General features: G+C 33.0%; 27 protein-coding genes. 8 read left to right on the top strand and 19 right to left on the bottom strand.

The genetic code is table 11. The annotated features are described in order from the left end of the window. Window positions 1-367 precede the first annotated feature (367 nt). Both ACN4EE_RS07975 and ACN4EE_RS07980 read left to right on the top strand, forming a co-directional pair. Window positions 368-469: a DUF433 domain-containing protein gene (locus ACN4EE_RS07975; protein ID WP_431705888.1), complete on the top strand. Its 102-nt coding sequence runs from the start codon at window positions 368-370 to the stop codon at window positions 467-469. Window positions 470-676: 207 nt separating this feature from the next. After that, the gene (locus tag ACN4EE_RS07980; RefSeq protein ID WP_431705889.1) at window positions 677-2245 is read left to right on the top strand and encodes a DUF7305 domain-containing protein; all 1569 of its coding nucleotides are present in this window, start codon (window positions 677-679) and stop codon (window positions 2243-2245) included. 172 nt (window positions 2246-2417) lie between these two features. Here the strand turns inward: ACN4EE_RS07980 and ffh are convergent, their stop codons facing one another. From ffh to ACN4EE_RS07995, 3 genes are all read right to left on the bottom strand, one after another. Further along, entirely contained in the window at window positions 2418-3848 is a 1431-nt protein-coding gene (gene ffh / locus ACN4EE_RS07985; RefSeq protein ID WP_431705890.1) for a signal recognition particle protein, read from the bottom strand. Window positions 3849-4236: 388 nt separating this feature from the next. Then, window positions 4237-5478 (bottom strand): precorrin-6y C5,15-methyltransferase (decarboxylating) subunit CbiE, encoded by a 1242-nt coding sequence (gene cbiE, locus ACN4EE_RS07990; RefSeq protein WP_431705891.1) that lies wholly within the window; start codon window positions 5476-5478, stop codon window positions 4237-4239. Window positions 5479-5541: 63 nt separating this feature from the next. Further along, complete coding sequence (locus ACN4EE_RS07995) at window positions 5542-7053, bottom strand: helicase C-terminal domain-containing protein (protein WP_431705892.1); 1512 nt, start codon at window positions 7051-7053, stop codon at window positions 5542-5544. A 119-nt stretch (window positions 7054-7172) separates the two neighbouring features. On the opposite strand from ACN4EE_RS07995, the gene psb28 reads away from it, so the two are divergent. The 3 genes from psb28 to ACN4EE_RS08010 all read left to right on the top strand — a co-directional run bounded on the left by psb28 (window position 7173) and on the right by ACN4EE_RS08010 (window position 8692). Then, complete coding sequence (gene psb28 / locus ACN4EE_RS08000; protein WP_431705893.1) at window positions 7173-7508, top strand: photosystem II reaction center protein Psb28; 336 nt, start codon at window positions 7173-7175, stop codon at window positions 7506-7508. A gap of 149 nt (window positions 7509-7657) precedes the next feature. Beyond that, window positions 7658-8161, top strand: a complete 504-nt coding sequence (locus ACN4EE_RS08005; RefSeq protein WP_431705894.1) for a MogA/MoaB family molybdenum cofactor biosynthesis protein — start codon at window positions 7658-7660, stop codon at window positions 8159-8161. A 6-nt stretch (window positions 8162-8167) separates the two neighbouring features. Continuing rightward, a complete protein-coding gene (locus tag ACN4EE_RS08010) occupies window positions 8168-8692 on the top strand; it encodes a hypothetical protein (protein WP_431705895.1) in 525 nt (174 codons plus the stop codon). Window positions 8693-8718: 26 nt separating this feature from the next. Here ACN4EE_RS08010 and ACN4EE_RS08015 read toward each other — a convergent pair whose 3' ends face one another. Together ACN4EE_RS08015 and ACN4EE_RS08020 are read right to left on the bottom strand one after the other, a co-directional pair. Then, window positions 8719-9858 (bottom strand): DUF389 domain-containing protein, encoded by a 1140-nt coding sequence (locus ACN4EE_RS08015; protein ID WP_431705896.1) that lies wholly within the window; start codon window positions 9856-9858, stop codon window positions 8719-8721. A 136-nt stretch (window positions 9859-9994) separates the two neighbouring features. Then, entirely contained in the window at window positions 9995-10438 is a 444-nt protein-coding gene (locus ACN4EE_RS08020; RefSeq protein ID WP_431705897.1) for a hypothetical protein, read from the bottom strand. A 296-nt stretch (window positions 10439-10734) separates the two neighbouring features. On the opposite strand from ACN4EE_RS08020, the gene ACN4EE_RS08025 reads away from it, so the two are divergent. Next, window positions 10735-11757, top strand: coding sequence for a hypothetical protein (locus ACN4EE_RS08025; RefSeq protein ID WP_431705898.1), 1023 nt, complete (start codon window positions 10735-10737; stop codon window positions 11755-11757). A 57-nt stretch (window positions 11758-11814) separates the two neighbouring features. Here ACN4EE_RS08025 and wecB read toward each other — a convergent pair whose 3' ends face one another. The 11 genes from wecB to ACN4EE_RS08080 form a co-directional block, all read right to left on the bottom strand. Next, a complete protein-coding gene (gene wecB / locus ACN4EE_RS08030) occupies window positions 11815-12918 on the bottom strand; it encodes a non-hydrolyzing UDP-N-acetylglucosamine 2-epimerase (RefSeq protein ID WP_431705899.1) in 1104 nt (367 codons plus the stop codon). A gap of 152 nt (window positions 12919-13070) precedes the next feature. After that, complete coding sequence (locus ACN4EE_RS08035) at window positions 13071-13283, bottom strand: type II toxin-antitoxin system HicB family antitoxin (protein WP_431705900.1); 213 nt, start codon at window positions 13281-13283, stop codon at window positions 13071-13073. Window positions 13284-13391: 108 nt separating this feature from the next. Then, on the bottom strand, window positions 13392-13865 hold the full coding sequence (rnhA, locus tag ACN4EE_RS08040; RefSeq protein WP_431705901.1) for a ribonuclease HI: 474 nt from the start codon (window positions 13863-13865) through the stop codon (window positions 13392-13394). Then, window positions 13865-14062 carry a hypothetical protein gene (locus ACN4EE_RS08045; RefSeq protein WP_431705902.1) on the bottom strand — a complete coding sequence of 66 codons (198 nt, stop codon included), beginning with the start codon at window positions 14060-14062 and terminating at the stop codon, window positions 13865-13867. Before ACN4EE_RS08045 ends, rnhA begins: the two co-directional genes overlap by 1 nt. Window positions 14063-14144: 82 nt before the next feature. Beyond that, window positions 14145-14750, bottom strand: a complete 606-nt coding sequence (gene lexA, locus ACN4EE_RS08050) for a transcriptional repressor LexA (protein WP_431705903.1) — start codon at window positions 14748-14750, stop codon at window positions 14145-14147. Between the two features lie 128 nt (window positions 14751-14878). Beyond that, window positions 14879-15322, bottom strand: coding sequence for an asparagine synthase-related protein (locus ACN4EE_RS08055; RefSeq protein WP_431705957.1), 444 nt, complete (start codon window positions 15320-15322; stop codon window positions 14879-14881). Next, entirely contained in the window at window positions 15313-15504 is a 192-nt protein-coding gene (locus ACN4EE_RS08060) for a HEPN domain-containing protein (protein ID WP_431705904.1), read from the bottom strand. Before ACN4EE_RS08060 ends, ACN4EE_RS08055 begins: the two co-directional genes overlap by 10 nt. Continuing rightward, window positions 15501-15824: a nucleotidyltransferase domain-containing protein gene (locus ACN4EE_RS08065; RefSeq protein WP_431705905.1), complete on the bottom strand. Its 324-nt coding sequence runs from the start codon at window positions 15822-15824 to the stop codon at window positions 15501-15503. Before ACN4EE_RS08065 ends, ACN4EE_RS08060 begins: the two co-directional genes overlap by 4 nt. Window positions 15825-15859: 35 nt before the next feature. Further along, window positions 15860-16279 (bottom strand): HNH endonuclease, encoded by a 420-nt coding sequence (locus tag ACN4EE_RS08070; protein ID WP_431705906.1) that lies wholly within the window; start codon window positions 16277-16279, stop codon window positions 15860-15862. Between the two features lie 3 nt (window positions 16280-16282). Further along, on the bottom strand, window positions 16283-16645 hold the full coding sequence (locus tag ACN4EE_RS08075; protein ID WP_431705907.1) for a hypothetical protein: 363 nt from the start codon (window positions 16643-16645) through the stop codon (window positions 16283-16285). Window positions 16646-16753: 108 nt separating this feature from the next. Then, the gene (locus ACN4EE_RS08080) at window positions 16754-17584 is read right to left on the bottom strand and encodes an ABC transporter permease (RefSeq protein WP_431705908.1); all 831 of its coding nucleotides are present in this window, start codon (window positions 17582-17584) and stop codon (window positions 16754-16756) included. Between the two features lie 201 nt (window positions 17585-17785). Between ACN4EE_RS08080 and ACN4EE_RS08085 the strand changes: the two genes are divergently transcribed. Together ACN4EE_RS08085 and ACN4EE_RS08090 are read left to right on the top strand one after the other, a co-directional pair. Beyond that, window positions 17786-17992, top strand: a complete 207-nt coding sequence (locus ACN4EE_RS08085) for a hypothetical protein (RefSeq protein ID WP_431705909.1) — start codon at window positions 17786-17788, stop codon at window positions 17990-17992. 3 nt (window positions 17993-17995) lie between these two features. Then, complete coding sequence (locus tag ACN4EE_RS08090; protein WP_431705910.1) at window positions 17996-18424, top strand: PIN domain-containing protein; 429 nt, start codon at window positions 17996-17998, stop codon at window positions 18422-18424. 11 nt (window positions 18425-18435) lie between these two features. Here ACN4EE_RS08090 and ACN4EE_RS08095 read toward each other — a convergent pair whose 3' ends face one another. From ACN4EE_RS08095 to ACN4EE_RS08105, 3 genes are read right to left on the bottom strand one after another with little or no spacing between them, the layout of a single operon-like run. Then, window positions 18436-19758 (bottom strand): phenylacetate--CoA ligase family protein, encoded by a 1323-nt coding sequence (locus ACN4EE_RS08095; protein ID WP_431705911.1) that lies wholly within the window; start codon window positions 19756-19758, stop codon window positions 18436-18438. Window positions 19759-19775: 17 nt separating this feature from the next. Then, a complete protein-coding gene (locus ACN4EE_RS08100) occupies window positions 19776-20879 on the bottom strand; it encodes a glycosyltransferase family 4 protein (RefSeq protein WP_431705912.1) in 1104 nt (367 codons plus the stop codon). 9 nt (window positions 20880-20888) lie between these two features. Continuing rightward, window positions 20889-22328: an O-antigen polymerase gene (locus ACN4EE_RS08105; protein WP_431705913.1), complete on the bottom strand. Its 1440-nt coding sequence runs from the start codon at window positions 22326-22328 to the stop codon at window positions 20889-20891. Window positions 22329-22331 lie beyond the last annotated feature (3 nt).

The following is a 22331-nucleotide window of genomic DNA, read 5'->3' on the forward strand; positions in this document are numbered from 1 at the left end:
GGCAAATTAATTGTATGTTTACTTTGTGAAAGGCAAAAGGCAAGAGGCAACAAAGATTATGGGTTATTTCCATTAATTTTAAAATATACAATCTATTTTGCTTTAGTGTTGGATAATTTCCGCTTGAAGCCTACACTTTACAAACGTAAGTGTATGGAGCGTCACTACTTATGATAAATTATGTCAAAAAAAAGGTATCAGGTATCGGGTAACAGGTATTAGGTTAAATTCAAACTGTTAATTTATAACAATTGCATTTTTAAAAGAATCGTGCGATAGGTAAGTGAGCATATGGTGCGATAAATTCAGGTAATTAGAGAATTTAACAAAGTATTTTCAATTTATAGATGCTTGTGTTGTTTTCCCAATGGGAAGAATAACCGTTAATCTTCAAATTCACTTGGGTAAACCTTGTATCGCAGGTACACGCATTACTGTACAAAGTATTCTCGAATTGCTTAATGATTGACTTTCTTTTGATTCAATTATTCAGGATTATTACCTCGATTTACAAGTTGAGGATATTCTTGCCTATATCAAATAGCGTTTAATTGCGTATATTTACTAATACTAAAAAAACAATTTAAAGTTATTATAAAGATAAGGTAATTTATCAGTATAAATACGTTAAATTTTATTAAGATTTTAGAGTCTAAATTAAAAAGGGTGCGCAAAAATGAAAAACAATAAAGAAAACATAAGTAACTTGTGGATGTGGGTTTTTCGCAGTCAAGTTTTAAATAGTAAAAATAAAGAAAAAGGTAATACTTTAATTATTGCTATATCTTTAGGATTAGTCATTTTAGCCGCTACCACCACAGGGATTTTTATGGCATCGAAAAATAAAACAAATGTTTATTCAGAGGAAAGTGCTAAACAAAATGTAGCCATTACGGAAGCTGGAATTAATAATTTAATTGCTCAATTCAACGCCAATTCTCAAAATAGAGAGTTACTCATCCGAACCTTTGATCCCAATGGACTTTTGGGAACTGCTCTTAATGAATGGACAGATACGACAAAAGATTTAACTCTTCAATACGCCATTAATTCCTGTGGTTCTTCTGCTGACGATGTCGCTAATAATTTAACAGTTATTACCGTTGACAGTACAACAGGTAGTGTGACTCGCAATAGAGTTTCAACAGGTACAGGTTCTAGTGCTGGTGTATTTGAACTATTAGCTTATCGTTATGATGAACCCAATAATTTAGGACGTTTATTAGTTCAAGGAGAATTAAATCGTCAATCCAATAGTCGCTCTCGTTTGTTAGTGGAATTTCCCGTTACCATTGAACCTGTTGGCGGTGGAGGTTCAGGCCCTGCTCTCATGGCTTCTGATTTTAATATGCGACAAAGTGATGCTATTACAACTAATGTTGTCTGTACAGATCCAGCACAGTGTCAATTATCCTGTTCAGGGGGTGCCACACAACCAAGTACAAATGACTTGAGAGATTCTTTAGGAGCAACCACTAACTCCGTTATCAATAATCCTTATCAAGGACAAACTACAGACATAAAAATAGGTTCTTTAAGTATCCCTGCAGTTCCTCCCCCACCTAGTGGAGTAACAATTAATACTTTTACCTCTCCCGGAGATATTACTCAGAATAGTCATCCAACTCTCCCAAGATCTGGAGATGTGGTTTCTAATGTGGATGTGGACGGAAAAACAAAACAAGTTTATTATTATCAAATTCGTGATTGGGATAGAAGTAGGATTCTAATTAATACCAATGCGGAAGTTCGTATCTATATTTCTGGGAATGTAACTCAAAGTGGAAATGATGATTTAAGATTAGTTGATGCTACGGCTACTCCTCGACCTGGACAAATCAGAGTATATGGTAATCCCCCTTCTAATAGTACTCAAAATTGGTTATTGTCAGGAAACGCTTGTACTATGGCTTTTATCCATGCACCTTATGCTAATGTAGGTATTGATGGGGGGGGTAATGGTTGTTCTGGTCTAGATGTGAATGATGCTGTCAGAGATGCTAATTTGATAGCGGGTAGTGGAACTTATACTGCTTCCAATTTTAATAGTCCTGGGGGAACAAATATTTATGGTGGTGTATGGGCAAAAAGTTATAACGTGATAGGTAATCCTAGTAACAGTTCTGTATTTTTTGAACAACCAGGATTAATGGAAGTTATCGGCAGTGGAATTGGTGGTTTCCCCGGATTTCAAGCTGTTAAAAGTGGTTCATTAACTTCTTGGCAAAAACAACCAGTAAATTAATATTTAATCAATTTTGATTGTGTTAATTGTGAAGTTTTTTTCAGAAAGATTTCGATCGATCCCCATAAACCCAAAGATCGATCGAGTTAGCAATAATTGAGAATAAGAGATTGCTTCAGATTGCTTCGTACCTCGCAACGCAAAGCGCCTCGCAATGACATTTTATTTTAGGTTACAGATCAGCAAAACCTCTTTTTTTCTTAACTTTCTTCGGCTTTTTAGCAGGAGGTTGATTGCGATAACCGGGGCGATTACCTCCGAACATTCCTCCCATGCCCGGCATTCCCGGCATCTGGGGCATTCCTCCTCCCATGCTCATTTGTTGCATCATGGTGCGCATTCTAGTAAAGTCACTGACAAGACGAGACACCTCTTTTTCTTCATGCCCCGAACCCTTAGCGACACGGCGACGACGACTAGGGGATTGCGCTAAAAGTTGCGGATTTGCCCTTTCTTCCTTTGTCATGGAATTGATCATGGATTCAGTTTTTTTCAGTTGCACTTCTCCTTGTTCGAGCGCCCCTGCCCCTAATTTATTCATACCGGGGATGAGTTTCATTACCCCTGCAAATGATCCCATATTTTTTAACAGGCGCATCTGTTTGAGGAAGTCGTTAAAGTCGAATTTCGCCTCCATCATCTTCCGTTGCATTTTTTCTACGTCGGCGATGTCTAATTCTTCCTGCGCTTTTTCTACAAGGGTGACAATATCCCCCATATTTAATATACGGGATGCCATTCGATCGGGATAAAAGGGTTCGAGCGCTTCGACTTTTTCCCCAACCCCAATAAATTTAATGGGTTGCCCTGAAATGGTACGCACGGATAAGGCAGCACCGCCTCGACTATCCCCGTCCATTTTGGTTAAAATTGCACCCGTAATGCCGATTTCTTCATGGAAGGTACGAGTAACGTTAGCGGCTTCCTGCCCAGTCATGGAATCCACCACTAAGAGAATTTCGTGGGGGTGTGCCACTTCTTTGATTTGGGCTAATTCTGCCATCATATCTCGATCGATCTGCAAACGTCCAGCAGTATCGATGATGACGGTATCAACTTTTTGCTCTTGCGCTTGGGCGATACCTTGACGGGCAATTTCTACGGGATTAGCATCTTTGCCTAACTCAAAGACGGGGATATTAATTTGTTTCCCTAAAGTGATTAACTGATCGATCGCCGCAGGTCGATATACGTCCGTAGCCACTAACAAACAAGAGCGATTTTGTTTTTGCAGATATAAAGCTAGTTTAGCAGTAGCGGTGGTTTTACCTGCACCCTGTAAACCAGCCATTAAGATTACTGTAGGAGATTTTTCTGCTTTGGCAAGGGGTACATTACTTTCCCCCATGACTTTAACTAATTCATCGTAAACAATCTTGATAAACTGCTGTTGAGGATTCACCCCAGAGATAACTTCTGCACCGAGGGCTTTTTTTTCGACTTCGGCTACAAAACTTTTGACAACCTGAAAATTAACATCCGCTTCTAATAAAGCCCGTCTTACTTCCTGTAAAGCCTCTTGAACATTGGAGGAGGTTATCTTACCTTGCCCTCGTAACTTTTTCCATGTATCTTCTAAACGTTCCGCTAAAGCATCAAACATAACTTATTGTATCAAAATAAAAATTACCATAATATAACTGATTATTATACTAGGCAAGGGAATAAAAGATATTGATAAGCTAGTTGGTATTTAAGTTTACTGATGATGCTAGGGAATGGAAATTAAATAATTTAGTTAAGTTGGATTGTCATTGCGAGGCACGAAGCAATCTCGAAGCTAATAGCTAAAATCTGCTAAAGCGATTTCATACTGAGTTGCGAAATATTACTTAAATCATTTTTTACCCCATAAATCGTTAATTTTGTCAGATTTTTTGTAAGAAAATGTTTCGCCTATAGATTCATGAATTATAGGGCGAATGAATGTTCGATCGTTCCATAAATTTAACGCCATTTTTAGAGAAAATATCACTTTCATCATTTTATGTCTATAGCCATGCGGTAATAATCTGCACAGGATTAAGAGGATTAAAACGGGTATTTTTAGCGATAGCTAACGATTTTGATATTTGTACATGAAGAATCTCATAATTCCAACTATTCTCTTTAAACCATTGTAAGGCTTCGTTTAAGTTTTCGATCGTGGCTAAGGCTATGACAATTTTTCCTTCGGGATGAATTTTTGTTTGAATAATGTTTAATAAAAGGGTTAAATTTCCACCGCTACCACCGATAAAAATACGATGAGGATTAGGCAAATCTGAAATGATTTTTTCAGCCTTGTTATGAATTACTGTGATATTTTTTACTCGAAATCTCTCACTATTTTCTCTGATTAAATTTGCCCCCATTGCCGTTTTTTCTATGGCATAAATTTTACTAGAATTTACTAATCTACCTATTTCGATCGAAACACTACCAGTACCTGCTCCTATATCCCAAATGATTTGATTTTGTTGTAAAGCTAATGCCCCTAATATCATCAATCTTACTTCTTTTTTGGTGATTAATCCATGTTGATCCCGAAAGGTTTTAAATAAGTTATCTGGCAATCCCATCAGAGGTAATTTTTTGACATCTAAAACATCTCGATCGAACTCCTGTTTTTTAATTAAAATAATGATATTAAGAGGAGATATATTGTCTAGGTTTATATCCTCTGTTGTTGCGATGAGAGTAATTTTTTCATCTTGACTCCCAAGATTTTCACATAACCAAAAATCATAAGAAAAACTAGATTTTAATTGATGATAAACTTGCCAAATAACGAGGGGATTATTAGTATTATCTGTGAGAATAGCCATTTTTTCATAACCTTTTTTTAATGCCTCAATTAAAGCATCAATATTTCTGCCGTGCAGACTGATAAATATTGCATCCTGCCAAGGTATTTTTAATTTATTAAAACCTAGCTGAACACAACTATAATGAGGGTAAAATTCTAATTCTTCTTTAGTAAAATTATTGACTAAAATTCTACCAATACCAAAAAATAAAGGATCACCTGATGCTAAAATAACAATATTTTCTCCTTGTTTTTGATATTTCTTAATATCTGTAATTATTGACTCTAAATTATTAATTTTTATTTTTGTTACTTGATAGTTACTAAAGTATTGTAAGTGTCGATCGGCACCCATTAAAACCGTAGCTTGATTAACAATATCGAGGACAAAATTAGTTAAACTATTTTTACCTTCTAAACCGATACCGACAACTTTAATAGTCATAAATAGGGAGAAAAAATATATATAAAATAAATAATTATTTGCTACACTTTTTAATTCTTAATTCTAATTATTAATTTCAAACATATCCACATAATTAATTTTAGCATAGGGTTCTAACGATCGTAAAATATTAATACCATAACTACGGTAATTAACCCGATTATCTAATAATGCAATTACCCCTTGATTTTTTCTAATAGACATAGTTGATTGTTGTAAAATTTTAATGGCATAAGGTAAGAGAAATAAACGAAACCAATCTTTTTTTTGATTTTTATAATGGGTAACTTGAGCGCCAATAAGGGGATTTTCTAAAGAAGGAATTGGTAAAGTAGCAAAGATTAATAGGATAGGATTTAATAGTTTATCCTGATAGTTTAACCAAAATTTTATATCGCAGACTAAAATACTATTTTCCCCTATATCTAAAGAATTTAGTTTAACTCTCGAACCGAAATAACTCGCTAAATTAGCGGTAATTTGCCCTTGTAATGGCACATCATCAACGATGATAATAATTGGATAGTGATTAACTTTAATACTGCTAACTAAAGCGACTATTTCTTGACTAACTCGATGTTGAAAATGAGGATTATTAGGAAAGGGAAAATTACGAGGAAAATAAAGATTGAGATTCTGATTTTGTCCATCAGGAGAAAATTTTAAGCAAGTAAAATCTTCTAAATTTAATCCTAATGATTGACTATAATCTAGGGGATATTTGTTTGTATCTAAATAACTAGATAGTAAAATAAATGTTCTATTTTGCCAAATATTATTAATTAAATTTTTTAATTCCAAAGGTGAAGATTTGAGGGTAAAAGAACCGTTCGATCGATTCACGGTAAAATAGTTAATATATTGATGATTTTGACTTAATGCTTCACAAAAATTAATCAACTTTTTATAAACAGGCTCTTGAGTAGTTTTTTCTTTGACTAAATTACATAATTCTTGAATAATAATAATTTCTTCATCTTCCAATAAATAACTATTATAGGGATTGTTAGGATGACTATAAATTAGTTTTGTTAATCTAGCTAGTTTTTCCCTAAGAAAATTTTGATGATGGGGTAACAATAATTGCAAATTATACCAATCTTCGGCGGTAATTTCTTGGGTTAAATATTCGGTGATAATATCTAGTAAATTTTCAGCTTCTTCGATAATCGTAACTGCTGATTCATTCAGTACATTATTAAACACTAAATCTAACCAATATTGATAATTAATTACATATAAAGTAGCCGATTTTAAACCTTTTTCTTGACAATTAGTACTTACAAATTTATCTGTATTTAACCATTGTTGTAAACAAGGTATTTTCTCTTTAACTAATAATTGTTGAATCTCCTTTTTTGCTACAATAATTACATCATCATTAGCCAATAATGCAGGGATTAAATAACTAGGATAATATTGCAGATAACTTGTGCCAGTTTGAATGATAGTCGATCGACCTAATCTTAACCCACGAGCTACCATTCTCGCCATAGTTAGATGGTGTATCCAACCTAACTGGGATTTTTGCCGTAAAAAATTTCGTAACTCTGAGTGGACTTCGACTTCTAACATTACCAAATAGTTATATAATGAGTTTATCTCTAATTTTCAAATTTTACCGTTGATAACTCAATGTTATGAGAAAATAGGTAAAGTTATAGTTTAATAAAAAATCATAGGAAATATCATTAATGGCTCAAATACAATTTGCCCAAGGCGTAATCGAAGAATCTATCCCTGATGTTAAATTAACTCGTTCCCGTGACGGTAGCAATGGTACTGCAACATTTCGTTTTGAAAGTTCCAAAATACTAGAAAGTGGCAATACTCAAGAAGTGACTGGTATGTATTTAATCGACGAAGAAGGGGAATTAGTCACCCGTGAGGTAAAGTGTAAATTCGTTAACGGCGAACCCAAGGCGATCGAAGCAATTTATGTGATAAAATCTCCTCAAGAATGGGATAGATTTATGCGTTTTATGGAACGCTACGCAGAAGAACATGGTTTAGGGTTTACTAAATCTTAATAGTGAATAGTTGATAGTGAATAATGAATAATGAATAGTCAATAGTGCATCTCGACTACGCTCGATAACCATAGTGAGAAGTTTTTAATTCTTAATTCTTAATTCTTAATTCTTAATTCTTAATTCTGCATTCTTAATTCTCAATTCTTATGGCTATTCCTCATCAAAATTTACCGATTTCTAGTGTTAATTGTGCAGTAATAACTGTTAGTGATACTCGCACTTTTGAGACGGATATGAGTGGTAAATTAGCTCAAGAATTGTTGATAAATGCTAATCACAAAATTATTCATTATGATATTGTAAAAGATGAACCTGAACAGATAAAATCTTTGTTAATTAGTTTAGTAAAAAATCCCATTTTAGATACTATTATTTTATCGGGAGGCACGGGAATTTCTCCTAGGGATAATACCTATGATATAGTTAGTCAAATGTTAGAAAAAACGTTGTCTGGTTTCGGGGAAATATTTCGCTATTTAAGTTATCAAGAAATTGGCTCTCGATCGATGTGTTCTAGGGCAACGGCAGGATTATATAATGGTAAAATAGTTTTTTCCTTACCCGGTTCGAGTAATGCCGTTAAACTAGGGTTAGAAAAGCTCATTATTCCCGAATTAACTCATTTAGTGACTCAAATAAATCAAGGTTAATGTTATATGTCTAATCCTGATCATCATAACTTAAAATCTGTTAGGCTCGATCGAACTAAGCTCATCAAATTTCAGGAATGGTGTGCTAAAAATGAGTTTAATTATCGAGGTGTAATAGAAAAATTTATAGAGGCTTGTTTAGAAAATAATCCTATTATTATTGAGCAAATAATTCATCAAAAAGATAATATTGATTTTGAGGAAAAAATAAATTTAATTATCAATAAAACTCTACAACCTTTTATTCAAAGAATTGAAGATTTAGAAGCACAATTAGAAACGAAAAAAGATAATAATAGCCAAGAAAAAAAACCTATATCTTATTCTCCACTTTCGACAAATTTACCTCAAGAAGATATTAGTAAAAGAGTTTATTTACCCCGTCAACAAGTATGGCAAAGATTGAAAAAAACCGATTATATTAAATACGCAGGTTATGATAGTTTTTTACAAGCAAAAGGAGATCAACTTATAGAATATGGGATTTTTTTTGATGACGATAAAAAGCGTTTTTATATCCTTGATGATTAGAAAAAAATTATTAATTATTAATTCTTCTATTGTAAGGGAATAATATTATTATTTTCGGGGATAGAAAATGTATTCTCGTCTATTTCTAAGGGAAAAATGGGAATCTCTTTATCTTCTCCCGTGATTCTGCGAACGGGAATAACAGAAAACACTACATCAAAATTTCGATCGAGCCGTTGATTGAGAAACTCTTGTACTAACTTGACTTGTTTTGGTGAGATTTGTTTATCAGTTTGTAGGGTGACAGTAATTAAAGGGTTTTTTGTAGTCCAAACAATTTTGACTCGAACATTTTCTACATCTTTCCCTACCGTAATAGTTTCATTAACTAATTTGCGATTAATCTCCGTTTCAATGCGTTGTTGCTGTAATAAACGGAAAAAACTAGCGCCCAAGGGTATCATTAAAAACACCGTCAATAAAGTAGTTAATCCTAAGGCTTTCGTTGCTTTCGTATAACCAGAAACGATAAAAGCAATCATACAAGCCAGAGTAATACCTAACAGGTTTGTAATATATAACAAAAAAGCTCCAACGGCATAGGGATAGTTACCCATAGCCAAAGAAATTCCCACTACACACAAAGGAGGCATCAAAGCCACCGCAATAGCTGTACCCGCTAAAGTTTCACTGATACCCTCTCGGATTTTGCCAAAACCACTAATGCCTCCAGCAGTGATAGCAATACCTAAATCGATCAAATTTGGTTGAGTTCGAGCTATAATTTCTGAGCCCATATCTGGTAAAGAAGCAATAGTTGCGATCGAACTGGAAAGAAAAAGAGATAATAAAGTAGCCCCAACAATAGAGAAAATAGCCTCTTTAAATAACTTTAAATCTCCTTCACAAGCAGAAAAAGCTAACCCCCTTAAAGGTAACATCAAAGGTGCAACAATCATCGCCCCAATAATCACGGCTGTACTATTACTAAGTAAGCCAAAAGTAGCAATTAAACAAGCAGATATAGTACAGAGTACAAAGTCGGTATTCCAAGAAGAATCATAAGATAATTTTTGATGCAATGATTTAACCTTTTCTGGGGTTGTAGGAGGAATGAGACGATAAAAAGTCATTCTCCACCAACGCAAAACCGCTTTAACTCTTTTCCCATTTAACCCTTTAGGAGAGCGCTTATTGTTTTTCTCAGAATTTTTCACTTTATCCATACATAAACAATTAATAGTGAATAGTAAATAGTTGTTAACTAGGCTAGTACAGATGGGTGAAAGTAATTGATAACTTAAGTTTCAATCTTGTCACCTTTAAGATTGTACACTGCATTTGATTAAGACTCTCTTATAGTCATATTTGGTGATTTTTGAGCAGTTTTGACGTTTTTTCCCGTAAAGACTTCCTTATATCATCTAATTTCTTCTGATTATTAATTGGCTCTCTAGGTTTTGGTAATTCATTATTAGGCCAACCCTCAACATCACTACAGACACAACCTTCCGAAGATAAACCTAATTGTATCATCGGTACAGGCATTTCACAACGGGCGCAGTTACTTATTTCCCATTTTGGGGATAGTAATTCTTGAATGGTTTGTATTGTACCTTCTAAATAGCAATCTCCTGTTTTCTCATCGCTGATTAACGCCCAACATTCCTCAAATTCTACACTATATCGATCGCCATTGATAATTCGAGATGGACATAAAGACAGATTGCCATGGGGAATAATAATTTTTTTCCCTAGTTGAAGCCAATATGCTAAATATTTTTTAACCTCTGTCGATGATGCCATAAAAAACTCACAACTCTTTTTCTTTCTATCCTAACCTCATTCGTCAATGGATGCCAAACACTAATAGGTAATAGAGATTCTCAAAATTAGAAAAAAGTAAGTTAAATGTGTTTGAGTTTATCATCAATTTAAAATTAACTTAACAAAAAATACTTAAGTATAAAAAAAATAGAAAAAATAGAAATAAAAGTTTATAAAGTTAACTTAAAAAATACCGAAATATACTGATGGTTTTCTCAAAAAAAAAAATTATGATGTTATATATAGGGACATATTGTTGAACAGAGGGAAACATCATGGAAGCAGAGTTAGTTTTGAAACCAAAAATGGAAAAACCTTGGTGGAATCGTCCATTAGTCGGGGAAAAAACCCTTGTGGATTATCTGTTAGGGCAAAAATTACGTTCTGATATTCCCTCTGAACATTTATTTCTCTATCATAGTGCGATCGAAAAAATAGAGAATCTTAGTTTAACTCTTAAGGCTTTATTTAACGAAAATTTTAGTAATAAAGACTTTTTAGTTTATGCAAGAATCCAATCTTATTTAGATAAATATTGTCAACAGAAAAAACATTATTTCATCATAGGAAAAGAGTTTTTAAAACCCCTTTTAGATAATCTGGATATTTTTATTAAAATTGATGAAGTAGAAGAAGAATATAACGATGTTGTTTTCTTTGAATTTTATAATGAATGTCTTGAATTGATAAGACAACAACAAAATAAATTGATTTTTCAAGAAAAATTGAGAAAGTTAAAACAATCTTTTCAAGAAAAATTATATGAAGAAAAAGAGAAAGTTATTATTAGTGTTTATGTCAAGTATTTAGTAACAATTTCTGAAATACCTAATTTATTAAACATTTTTTATGAAGTGAAAATTAATGATATTCACCAATGGAATTTATTTAAAAAAATTCAAGAATTTATTAACTATAACCTTGATTATCACACTGAAGAATTAAAGTCTTTTGTGCTTTTAGTTAAAAATAATGAAAAAGAATTAATGAATATTGCCACTAAAATTATTAAAATAAAAAAAGAAGAAACAGAAGATTTTTTGATTCTTTCGGGAATTTTGCAATATATCACTTTAAGCTATAAGTATGAGCAATATTATTTGCAATTTAAGTTGTTTTTAGACTATTTGAGTAAATGGGAAAAAACTTATTTTTATATTCAACATTTCCGAGACAAATATCCTAATCAAGAATATTATCAACCTTCTTCTTTTAAAGTGAAAGTAGCAGGATTTGATCTTTACAAAAGTTATCATGATTATTTAGATTCTACCTATCTCAATAAATACCATAAATAAGGATTCCTCAAATTTGTTGGGTTTCGTATTCTCAACCCAACCTACAATATTTCCAAACTATAAATAATTACGGGAAATTTCCACAATTCGATCGGACGCTTTACCATCCCCAAAAGGATTAATCGCTTCTGCCATTTGTTGATAATTCGCTTCATTGCCTAATAAATCACTGGCTGATGATAAAATTCGATTCGATCGAGTGCCGATGAGTTTTGCAGTACCTGCGGTTACAGCTTCGGGTCTTTCTGTAGTTTCTCGCAATACTAACACAGGTTTTCCTAAACTAGGGGCTTCCTCTTGTAAACCGCCCGAATCTGTTAACAGTAAATAACTGCGTTGAATTGCACCTACTAATTGTTCGTAGTCTAAAGGATCGGTTAAAAAGACTCGATCGTGATCTCCTAATGCTTTTTGTAAAGGTTCACGAACGATCGGATTACGATGTAAGGGTAATAATATGGCAGTATCAGGAAATTTAGCTAAAACTAATTTTAAACCAGCGATGATGTCTTGTAAAGGTTCGCCCCAATTTTCTCGACGATGTACTGTTACTAATAAAACTCGATATTTTTGCCAGTCTAAACCCTCAATATCACAGGGAGGATTTTTTTCGGCAACGGATAATAAAGCATCGATTACCGTGTTTCCCGTGAGATGAATTTCTCCTGTGACTCCAGACTTTTTGAGATTTTCTACGGCTAAAGTGGTGGGGGCAAAATGTAATTGACTGATTTGAGAAATTAAACGGCGATTCGCTTCTTCGGGAAAAGGATTATAAATGTTATCTGTTCGTAGTCCAGCTTCCACATGGGCAACGGGAATTTGTTGATAAAAGGCGGCTAAGGAAGCACTAAAAGCAGTGGTGGTGTCTCCTTGAGAGATAACTAAATCAGGTTTTATCTCTTGAAAAATTTTTTCTAATCCCTGCAAACTGCGACAGGTAATATCACTTAAAGTTTGTTTTGTCTGCATGATGTCTAAGTCAACAGTGGCGCTCAAGTTAAATAATTTCATCACTTGGCTAACCATTTCTCGGTGTTGACCTGTTAAAATCACTTTAGTATCGAAATCTTTGGCTTCTTGAAAACGCTTAATTACAGGGGCTAATTTTATCGCTTCGGGTCGTGTTCCCAATGTTATACAAACAGTTTTTAAACTCATGAAAATTAAAAAGTAAGATGTAAGAATTAAGAATTGAGGGAGTTCGGGTATTTTCCCAATATTTTGATAAAAATTATTTATTCTTTAATAACTCAATAAATTCCTCCACTTCTGAGTCAGCTTGTCGGATAATAGCTCTTAGAGTTCCTTTATCAAGATTTTAGGGAAAGTGTTACTGTTTTAACTTTATCTTCAGGAATAATACGTCCTTCTTCCCGAAGAAGTTCAAGATATAATTCTATTGCTTCTTGAATATTAAAGATTGCCTCCTCTTTTGTTTTTCCTTGACTAATACAAGGAGGCAAACTGGGACATTGAGCAACCCAATAACCGTTTTCTCCGGGATAGATAATTATTTGTCTCATCAATGATTTGTCGATAAAATTTTATCATTTTGATCCTAGCATGATTGTAGAAGATTTCTCTTAGTATTTTTTTTGAGTGCGATCGAGTTTAGGGGGGTTCGATCGATTTTAACTTTGGATAACATCTTCCTGTAAATCTGAGCTTTGGGCGGCTTGGAAGGCAAGTCGATCGCACCTTTCATTTTCTTTGTTGCCTGAATGCCCTCTTACCCAAATAAAATTTACTTGATGTTGTTTACATAATTCTAAAAGAATTTCCCATAAATCAGGGTTTTTCGCCTTTTCCTTGGCGTTACGTTGCCAATTATTTTTTTGCCATTTTTTCGCCCAACCTTTAGTTATGGCATTGACTACATATTGAGAATCGGTGTAAAGATTCACACGACAGGGTTTTTTCAGTGCCTGTAAACCTTTTATCACCGCTAAAATTTCCATGCGATTATTAGTCGTATATTTATACCCTCCTGATAATTCTTTGCGATTATCCCCTGCTAATAAGACTACGCCATAACCTCCTTGCCCCGGATTATTCAAACAAGAACCATCGGTATAAATTTCTACTTGTGGTAATTGGTCATTCATTAATTTTTCTGGTTCGATCGAAGGTTAATAGGTAGTTTTTGGAATAAATCTTTGATCCCCTGTTCATAGTTCGATGCGATCGCCAATAAAGCACCACCGAAAATGTAGAGGGGAAGAGGGATAAAGAAATTTTTTAGCCACAAGACAAATTGAGCTAAGACAAAAATAAGTAAAAAACTGATAAATAGAACTTTCATTGATACTCCTCACAAAAATTGCAGTCTTTAGAATACCCTAAATTTTATAACTGCTATAGAATTTTGATTTATCTTTTATCATTTAACCAAAAAGACGGCATACTCCTTGTAAAATGCCTTGAATTTCCACTTGCTCTAAAGGAGCATTAATGGGTTCATAATTGGGATTAGAGGCTTTTAAGACTACGTTATCCCCAGAAAAATAAATCCTTTTGAGAGTAGTACCTTGTCCTTCGACTCTGGCAGCGACAATATCTCCCTCTTGAACTTCGCTGGAGTCCTCGATCGATCGCATGATCACATAATCTCCCTCCGTGATATGATCATCAATCATACTATCTCCAAGGACTTGTAAAGCAAAACAATTTGAATCATTAAACATTGAGCCTAGATCAAGTCTTTCCTGTTCATCGGAGAAAGGTTCAACTAATCCTCCTGCGGTAATTTTGCCTTGTAATGACAACCCCTGATTATAATTTTTGAGAATTTTCAGAGTTCGGGCTTGTCCTTCTAACCAATCAATATAACCCTTTTCGCGCATTTTTCCTAAACGACTTTGAATCGGTGCTGGCGATCGTAAATTCATTGCCGTCATCATCTCTCGAATAGAGGGAGAGTGTTTATTAGTTTGAATGTATTGAACTAACCAGTCATATAACTGTTTTTGAGGAGGGGTTAAATTTTCCATAATTCACCTATAGAAGAAATTATTATTACTTCTAATTTAACCTAGAACACTCGTACTAAGCAACTATTATCAAAAAATGTACCTCATAATTTTAAAAACCGCTATATTTTCACCTACCTGTACTAGATCTAAAACCTGAACCATCGATCGAGGATCATCAAACACCAACGACGATACCATAATTTTAAGTTAATTTTGCCCTCTAATTTACCAACGGAAAAAGAATCTTTCCACTCGTTATCTATCCATGTTTGAAAGGGAAACATAAAGCCTTTTTTCGGTTTATTTACTACCCATTCTGGCAATTCATCAACGGCATTCACTAACAGTTGTTTTTTCTGGGCTAGTCTTAATTTACTGCTGATGGGGGATATTTGTTCTAGTAAAGTTCGATCGACTAATGGTACTCTTAACTCTAAACCATGACGCATACTCATTACATCACTATCCCTTAACAGTTGATTACGCATATAACCTGTAATTTCCAGATAACTAACTTCATCTTCTAAAGTCGGTTGTGAAATAATTGCTTGAGAATTAACGTTTTTAACTCCCTGCCTTACTAAGCAGATATAACGGCTGAATGACTAGAAAAGCTCATTTTTTTTGTCCATAAAAAAGCCTCAGCTATATAAAACATCGTATAATAAGCTCTTGATCCTGCAAAATTATATAATTTATTTTCTAATAAAAGTTCAGAGGCTTTCAAGCTCTCTTTTGCCTTCTCTATTAATTTTATCGCCTCTATCATCATATAACAATTCCTTCTTTTTTTATATTCTGTAAAAATGGGTTATTACCATGATTAAATTTTTCTAAAGAAACAAAATGACGAGACAAAACTACATCATAATCTAGGCTTATTTGAGCTATAATATTTCCTGTTTTATCTATTTCTTCATAGGGATTAATATTATCTCTTAAAACCACCAGAATATCTATATCAGAATCGATTTGAGCATCTTGTCTAGCTTGAGAACCATATAAAATAATTTTATCTAACTGTTCTCGATATAGATTAGTTAAAGATTTTTTGACCTGATTTAAAATATCTTTTAAGTGAGGATGTATCATCGTTTAAAATTTTACTAATTCTATGTAAAATATGTTTAACTATTAGGATAAATTCCAGCTAAAATAAATAATTTACGTTCTTTTATTCGTTCTTTATTATTAAATTGTAGTAATTTAACTGTAACTCTACCTTTAGCAGTTTTTGGAATAATTTCTCCATTTACAATGGTAAAATGTTCTGACCAAATATCTTGACGAGGGTGAAAGAGTTGTACAATTTTACCCGTCTGAGGATCGATCGATGTTAAATCAGTACCCTTATATTGATTACATAAAGTACAGGATAAAGCTAAATTGTGCAATTCTGTTAAACCTCCGTGTTTTTCAGCAATCACATGCTCAATTTGATGAGATGCAAATGTTGCTATTTGAGGGATTAAACAATATTCACAACTGTTTTTGGCTCGATCAAAAATAATCTTTTTTAAACGAGAGGAGATATAAGTTTTACTCATTCTTTACATTGGTTTTTCCTGTAATTTGATATAGGCTTTAGCTTTAGCAAGACGTACTAAATGTTCTAAATATTGATACTGTTGCCACAATTTTTTTTCATCTTGAGTAAGATTACCATGACGATTTTTTTCTAAAAGGGAATCTATCTTATTTTGTAAGTCAGGAGTTGGATGTAAAGCTATGATTTCTTCGGGAGAAGGTAAAGAAACTAAAAATTCTAATACTTCGGCAAAACCCTTAAATCCCATTTGATTAGAAGCATTAAATTCTCTTATACCTAACTCCATAATTTCTGTTAATTTTTCTTCTAAACCATGAAGACGTATCATCATTTCTTCTGGTAAATCTAAAGTTATTTGTGTCATTAATTACTCCTTTTTTGTATTTAATTATTAATACTTAATATATTAATTTAATTAAAATTAAATCATTACTAGCTTTAGGACAGAAAAATCTTTTTCTCTATTTTAATCTTAAATTACATCAGCAAAAGTTCTTTCCATTTTACGGAAAAACCAAATTCCTGAAACTAAAAATAAACCCACAAAAATCAGGGAAACGGTAAAACCTAATAAATGTAATTGATATTCTCCTCCTAAAATTGCCCAACGGAAACCATCAATTACCCCCACCATCGGATTTAACGAGTAGAGTAAACGCCATTTTTCAGGGACGATCGAACTACTAAAACCGACAGGAGAAACATATAAGCCAAATTGCACCACAAACGGCACGATAAAACGAAAATCTCGATATTGGACATTAAGAGATGCAAACCATAAACCAGCCCCCATAGAAAGGGCAAAAGCGATGAGAATAAATATCGGTAGAGTGATAATTCTCCAAGTGGGTACAAAATTATACCATATCATTAGAGCCAGTAAAATCATCCCCGAAATCATAAAATCCACAAAACTCACTACAACAGCACTCGTAGGTACAATTAAACGGGGAAAATAAACCTTAGAAATGAGATTGGCATTACCAATTAAGCTATTACTACATTCTGATAAAGAGTTAGCAAAAAATTGCCAAGGAAGCATTCCTGCAAAGACTAAAATAGGATATGGTACACCTTCTGAAGGCAATTTGGCTAAGTTACCAAAAATGACAGTAAACACCACCATTGTCAAAAAAGGACGGATTAATGCCCAAGCAATGCCGATCGCAGTTTGCTTGTAACGAACTAGAATATCTCTCCATGCCAAGAAATAAAACAATTCACGGTATTTCCATATATCCTTCCAGTATTGTTTTTCGGTTCTACCTGATTCGATAATGATTTCTTGGATAACTTCTGCCATTGTTATTATTGATAATGGAATTGAGATGACATTTAAAATATTAACCGATGATGCTTAAAATTTAGCAATGAAACAAAAATAGTTTCGTAGGAGTTGAATAATATTTAACCCGAAAGGTTTAGTTTTTTATATTGAAAAACGACAAGAAAAACTTATTGCTATAATCGAGAATGAGAATAGTAATTATGAAAGGTAATTTTTATGACAGTAGCAAAAGAACTCGAAGAAATTAAAAAAAATGCCGAATATTATCGTAAGAAAATCGGTGTAAAAAAGAAAAATCCTGAAGAATTAGACAAGTTATTTTCTCAGATTAATGAAACTTTAGAAAAAATGGCAAAATCAGGCAATATGACAGTAGATGAGTTAATCGAAATTTTAGACCCCAATAATCCTTTTCCTTATTAAGAAATGCTTTTAGTTGTTGATGCCAATATTTTGATCGGAGAATTATTAAGAAAAAGAGGACAAGAATTAATTAAAGATTCTCGCTTAACTTTGTATATTTCTGAGCGAATTATCGGAGAAACAAATTATGAATTGAGTAAAAGAATCAACTTAATGATTGAACAAAATAAAATATCTTATAATGATGGTATAGAAAGACTTTACCATGCCAGAAACATTATTGATAATCTTATTAATATTGTTCCTTTCAATAGTTATCAACATTTAGAAAATAAGGCTAAAAACCTAATTCCCAGATATCCAAATGATTGGGAAATCGTGGCTATTTTTTTGTTGCTAGATATTGATATTTGGACTAATGATTGTGATTTTGTCGGTTGTGGACGTGGTACTTGGACAACCGAAACTTTAATTTATATTTTAAATACCTAAATGCTACTAAATTATTCTTTTATAAGTCGCTTAGTTTTACCCGCAAGGGTAGTATCAATAGAATTAACACGCTGTATAAATGTCTCCTCTAGTCTGGGATTTATTTCTTGTAAACGTCTTTTGATTTCTCTAATTTGTTCAGATGTCAAGAGAGAATCTGAAACATAATTTAATGTGATTTGATAATTTTTTGATTGAATAATCTGATAGTCTGTAATCGATTTTATTCCCTTAATTGCTTGCATAAAAGCAGAAGTTGCGATCGAAACAAAACTACCATCATCTAATGTTATAAAATCATTAGTGCGACCAATTATTTGATCAAACTCTTGCACAAATAGAGAATTAGGACTATCTGTAACAAATATATCCCCAATTTCATATCTAATCAAAGGGAAACATCTTGGATATAGTGTAGTTAAAAGAATTTCATATTGATCAGATTGAGACATCTTTTGTCTGCCTTCTATTAAATAATCTCGCCAAAAAATCGAAAATTTATCCTGTTTTGTTTGATGAGCAATATTTCCTGTTTCCACAGCCCCATATTCCATTGCCACAGGACACCCAAAAGTATCAGAAATAACTTGTACACTATCAGTTTTAGGAAAAGCCTCAGAAGTTCCGATCGCAACTTTTAATTTTAGCTGATGAAATTCTGATTTTCGATGAACATTAACACGAGCAAATCGATCAAGCACTCCTGAATAAGCAAGAATATAATTCGGTTTAAATTTAATTAATTCTTCACCAGCTTTTTCTAAAGATTGTTGTGTCAAATTATAAGCAGAAAATCGATAGTAGCCCAAAAATTGATCTTTAATCAATCTTTTTTGTGCATTAATCCAACCTTTGATTCCACTTCCTAATAAATGGCTATGCCCCCAGATCAAAAATAATTTATCAGAGGGTGTAACATCGTACCAACTTCTTGCATACCAACGATTTGCTTCATCATACTTCGATTCAGAATTCCATGATGGTAAACTAATTGGTTCAGAAGTAGATCCTCCCGTTGTCAGAAAAAAATCTGGTTTTTTTGACTGATCTATAAATTCTTCATAATGATTTTGTATAATTTTTCTTGTCATTATGGGCATTAATTCTTGAAATTCTTGCCATGAAGAAAAAGATTTAGGTAATTTTTGATTTTTGATAAGGTTGAAAAAATAGGGAACGTTTTTCTGGATGTTTTGCCAATTATCATTAAACTGATCTAATTGCCAATTAAGAATATCATTGGAAATTAGATTAATATTATATAATTCTTGATTTTTTTTAATCAGAGGTATTAAATCAATATTTCTTAAATAGCGAATGTAATTCAAAATCATTTTTCTTTACCATTGAATTAAAAATTAGTACAATATTTGATAGTTTTCACAACATATTCTTGAAATTTATCTACACCATCATGAAGAAAATGCTCACTGATACTTTGTTTAGCTGAGTCACTATAATTGTCTAATTCCTCTGTTGAAAGCTCGATCGCACTCCTCATGGCTTGATATAAAGAATCCTCCTTTTCAGCTTTGATTAACCAACCATTATATCCATTCTGAATAAACTCTAATGCCGAACCTGTTTTGTCTGTACCAATGACGGGAAGTCCACTAGCTAAAGCCTCTGGTACAACTAATCCCCACCCATCATACCGAGAGGGAAAACAAAAAATATCTGCTTGTTGATAAAACTCTGGTAACTTTTCCCATGGTTGAAACCCTAAAAATTTAACTCGATTACTATATGGGGATAATTGTTCTTCCAATTTCGCCCTTAAATCTCCTTCCCCTAATAAAATTAGTTCTATATGGTCAAATTCTTTTGCCAATCTGCCAAAGGCTAAAGCTAATAAATCAACTCCTTTACGATAAGTTAAAGAACCAGAAAAAAGAAACTTCAGAGTGTCTCTTTGCTTAATTTTGTCTTCATTTAATGCCACAAATCGATCGAGGTTAGAAAAATAAGGAAAATTAAAATATAATCTTTGATTCCCAAACTCTTTTTTATACCTTTCCACAGCCCAATTACCAATTCCCCAAATCGGTGTATTGGATTTATGCAATATATTTAATTTCCAGTAACGATAGACTTTCCCCAACCAACTAAAATGACGATAATTATACCCCGGTGGTTCGCCCCAAAAACACCAAGGCTTTTTACTTTTATGTCGATTGCTCATTATTTTTAATACCTCTGGATGTTGATAGTATCCAAAAATAATTAGATCAAAATCACTGGCTGAATTTCTCAATTGTTGATATTTATCCAAATTATTATCTAAAATGATGTGCTTATGATTTAGGGATTCATTTTTCCATTTTCTATTAGGACTTTGACCTTGAATATAGGCGATCGTCAAATCTAAATTTGTTTGCTCAACAATAGCGTTAAATAATTCCACTTGATACGGTGAAGGTATATCCGTAAAAATTAAGATTTTAGTTTTACTCATAAATTAAACCTAGTCCTTATCCTCTATAATGTCTTGATTTTGTGCTTGTTTAAATAAGATTAAATTAGATACCATAACCCAAGCAATTAAAGCATAACTCATCAAGACTAAATCTAACATCGATCTTACTCCAGCAAATAAAGTCATTGAGGATAAACAATAAACTAATTTTGCTGAAGATCTTTCCTGTATTAATAGTGGACTAATCATCTTTGCTAATTTGCCATAAAACCAACCGCCAATAAAAACAAATATATATCCCCAAGTTAAGTATAGTTCCCCCATCACAGAAGAAGATAAGGATAATCCACTTAGTCCCACTGCACTGGTTAAATCAAAACCAGCATTAATGGGTTTACCAGGCCAAAAAACTCTAGGAATCGGTCGAACTAAAATATAAACTATCTGTTTCTGATACACAAAAGGATATTGTTTTGGGATCAAGTCAATAACTTGAGATAAACGCAGAAAATTATCGTCCACATGAAGTTTGTCTCTAATTAATTCAATTTCTCCTGTTTTATATATTTGTTGAAACCCAACACCTCTATATTCCACCATGAGTTGCATAAAAAATAATAGCAATCCTGTCATCGATAGGGCAATAAAAAAGTGCCATATTTTTACCTTTTTTAATTGAATAAATCCGTAAATTAAAGCTGCACCAATTACTACTCCGACAATTCTTCTTCCTCCTCCGTGACTAAGAAAAGCCACCATAATCACGCATAAGATAATAGAAAAATTTACCTGAAAATTAAGTTTTTTATATTGCAAAAAAAGTATTAAAGTCAGTGTTGGCAATAAAAATCCAAAATAACCCAAGTGGTCTAAAAAAGCATCCCATCCTCCTAACATTCCTCTACTCCAAGGGGCATTCCAGCGACTTTGTCCGACATAAAATAACATTGTCATGGGATTAAATCCACAGGCATAAGCATATTTAAAAATTCCCAAAGAGAAAAAAATCAGAATTAGTTTAAAGGTAATTTTTTCATCTAAGGAATAATTAGTGGATTCTAATAATGGTTTAGGTAATTGCCATGATTTAGAATTAGAAGCCAACCAAACACCACTCACAAAAAGTGCGATCGAAATAAAAGCCCCTTCAATACCTTCTCTACTCACAGAAACTAAGTCATAACTGCCCTGTAATAAATCTAGTAGTAACCAATAAATGGGAGATAAAACTAAAATATTTTCAATTCTTAAAATCGTTTGAGGATTACGAAAAAAACCTAAAATCACTGGAAAAGCAATACCAATAGTCAAAGCCACCGCCGAATCAAATAAAGCCCCTGCTGGAAAGGGATCTATGGGCATTAACGATAAAGCTGAGATTGCACCAACCCAAACACTTACTATTCCCAAAGTAGGATAAATGGGGTATTTTTCTCGCAAAAGACTATCAGTTAGATTTTTAGGATGTCGGGAAGATAAGATCGTCATTGA

The organism is Geminocystis sp. CENA526, assembly GCF_050753365.1.
Classification (GTDB): domain Bacteria; phylum Cyanobacteriota; class Cyanobacteriia; order Cyanobacteriales; family Cyanobacteriaceae; genus Geminocystis.